General features: G+C 71.5%; 2 protein-coding genes and 1 pseudogene. All 3 read left to right on the forward strand.

The features are described 5' to 3' along the window. Positions 1–1,632: a PepSY-associated TM helix domain-containing protein gene (locus tag AC1D01_RS30630; protein WP_477873154.1), complete on the forward strand. Its 1,632-nt coding sequence runs from the start codon at positions 1–3 to the stop codon at positions 1,630–1,632. Then, a complete protein-coding gene (locus AC1D01_RS30635) occupies positions 1,625–1,957 on the forward strand; it encodes a DUF3325 domain-containing protein (RefSeq protein ID WP_477873156.1) in 333 nt (110 codons plus the stop codon). Before AC1D01_RS30630 ends, AC1D01_RS30635 begins: the two co-directional genes overlap by 8 nt. Before the next feature lie 73 nt (positions 1,958–2,030). Further along, a pseudogene (locus AC1D01_RS30640) lies at positions 2,031–2,354 on the forward strand (hypothetical protein); the annotation flags it as partial.

Here is a 2,354-nt window from a genome sequence, read left to right on the forward strand (position 1 = left end):
GTGCTCGGCTATGTGCTGATCGTCGTCTTCTTCTTCGGCTCGCTGTCGGTGTTCGACCGCGAGATCGACCGCTGGGCGATCCCCGAGACGCGTTTCGCGCCGCAGCCGATGTCGTCGTTCGACACGATGCTCGCGCCGATCTTCGCGCGCATGGCGCCCGAGGCCGACGAGCTGCAGGCCGCAGCGAAGCGCGTGCGCGGCCCGCTGCCGGCGACGCTCACCCCGATGAACTGGGGCGCCTACACGACACACCGCGACCCGGTGCTGTCGTTGTACGCCGAGTACGCGGTGCCGAACAACCCGGACGACCCCGACGACCATGTGCATGGCCATGTGACGATCGACCCGCGCAACGGCCGGCTGCTGCCGGACGACCGGCTGAAGATCGGCAGCGAGTTCTTCTACCCGATGCACTACGGGCTGAACCTGACCTGGAAGGACCTCGGCTACTGGATCGTCGGCTTCGCGGCGCTGGTGATGCTGGCGGCGCTGGTCTCGGGCGTGGTGATCCACCGCCGCATCTTCCGCGAGCTGTTCACCTTCCGCCCGCGCAAGCATGTGCAGCGCAGCACGCTCGACCTGCACAACCTGACCGGCGTCGTCGCGCTGCCCTTCCACTTCATGTTCGCGCTGACCGGCTTGACGGTGTTCGCGAGCATCTACCTGCCGGTCTCCGAGACGCTGCTGAAGCCGCAGGCGATGGCGGCGGCGATGGCCGACGCGAAGGCGAAGGGCCTGCCGTTCAAGCCGGCCGGCGTGCAGGCGCCGCTCGCATCGGTCGATGCGATGGTGGTCGAGGCGAAGCGCCGCTGGGCCGCGCGCGGCCTGCCCGGCGAGGTCGGCTACCTGTACGTGAATCACGTCGGCGACCGCAACAGCTATGTCACGCTGTACCGCGCCGGCAGCGACCGCGTGACGCTGGTCGGCCAGCCGATCCACTTCGAAGGCAGCACCGGCCGCGTGCTGCTCGAGGAGCCGGCGCCGAGCGCGGTGGCCGGCGTCAACGACTTCCTGACCGGCCTGCACCTGCAGCATTTCGAGCACTGGCTGCTGCGCTGGTTCTACGTGTTCGGCGGGTTGTCGGGCTGCCTCTGCATCGCCACCGGCTTCATCTTCTTCGTCGAGAAGCGCAAGCGCCAGCATGCCAGGGCCGGCACTGGCGGCGCGCGCTGGGCCGATGCGGTGGCGGTGGCCACGGTGACCGGCATGCTGGTCGCGACGCTGGCCATCCTGGTCGCGAACCGGCTGCTGCCCACCGAGATGGCGCAGCGCGGTGATTGGGAGAAGGCGAGCTTCTGGGGCGCCTGGGTGATCGCGGCCGCGCATGCGCTGTGGCGCAGCGCGCCGGTGCGCGAGGCGCGGCTGTCGCCGGCCTGGGCCGAGCAATGCGGTGCCATCGCCGTGCTGGCGTTCGCCGCGGTGGCGCTGAACTGGATCACGACAGGGGATCACCTCGTCAAGACGCTCGGCGAGCGCTTCTGGCCGGTGGCGGGGCTCGACCTGGCGCTGCTGGTGGCGGGTGCGATCGCCGCGACGGCCGCCGTCGCACTGCGGCGCCGCGCGGGTTCGCGCGTTGCGGCAACCGAGACCGACGCAGCGGCTCCGGACGACGCGGAGACCGCGAATGCATAAGGGCCTGCTGTTGACCCTCGCCCTGCTGTGCAGCGCCGGCGGCATCGCGTGGCTGGCGCTGGCAATGGAAGTGCACTGGCAGCAGGTGCGCGGCAGCGCGGCCGGGCCGGGCCGGCGCACCGCGATCGGCCTGCGCGTGCTGGGCGGCGCCGCGCTGGCGGTGTCGTTCGGCGTCTGCCTGCTCGCCGATCACGTGACGATGGCGGTGCTGGTGTGGGTGATGTCGCTGGCGGCATCGGCCCTGCTGGTGGCGCAGGCGCTGGCCTGGCGCCCCCGCTGGCTCGCGTGGCTGACAACACCCTGGGCCGGAAGGCAATCCCACTGACACGCAGTGCCTTCCCGCCGGGCGCCGCCGAAAATGGCGCCGCGCCAGCACGGCGCTCAACGGGAGAGGTTCGATGAAGACGACGAAGCTGCTGCAGATTGCAGCGCGTGCAGCGGGGGGCCTGGTGTCGCTGATGGCCGCCACGTCCACATTCGCCGCGGGCTGGACGCTGACCGACCTGGGCACGGTGGGCGGCGCCGCCAGCGTCGCGGACGGCATCAACGGCGCGGGCCAGGTGGTCGGCTATGCCGAAGCGACCGACGGCTCGCCGCGCGCGGTGATCTGGACGGCCGGCATCGCGACCGTGCTGAGCCCGGGGCTCGGCCGCGCCCTCGCCGTCAATGCCAGCGGCGTCGCGGCGGGCAGCGTGCTCAGCGCCGATGGCACGGCGACCGAT

The organism is Rhizobacter sp. P3_B12, assembly GCF_056402895.1.

Excerpts from the sequence above, each read along its gene's own strand:
- AC1D01_RS30635 (WP_477873156.1), top strand. The coding sequence starts at position 1,625 with ATGCATAAGGGCCTGCTGTTGACCCTCGCCCTGCTGTGCAGCGCCGGC.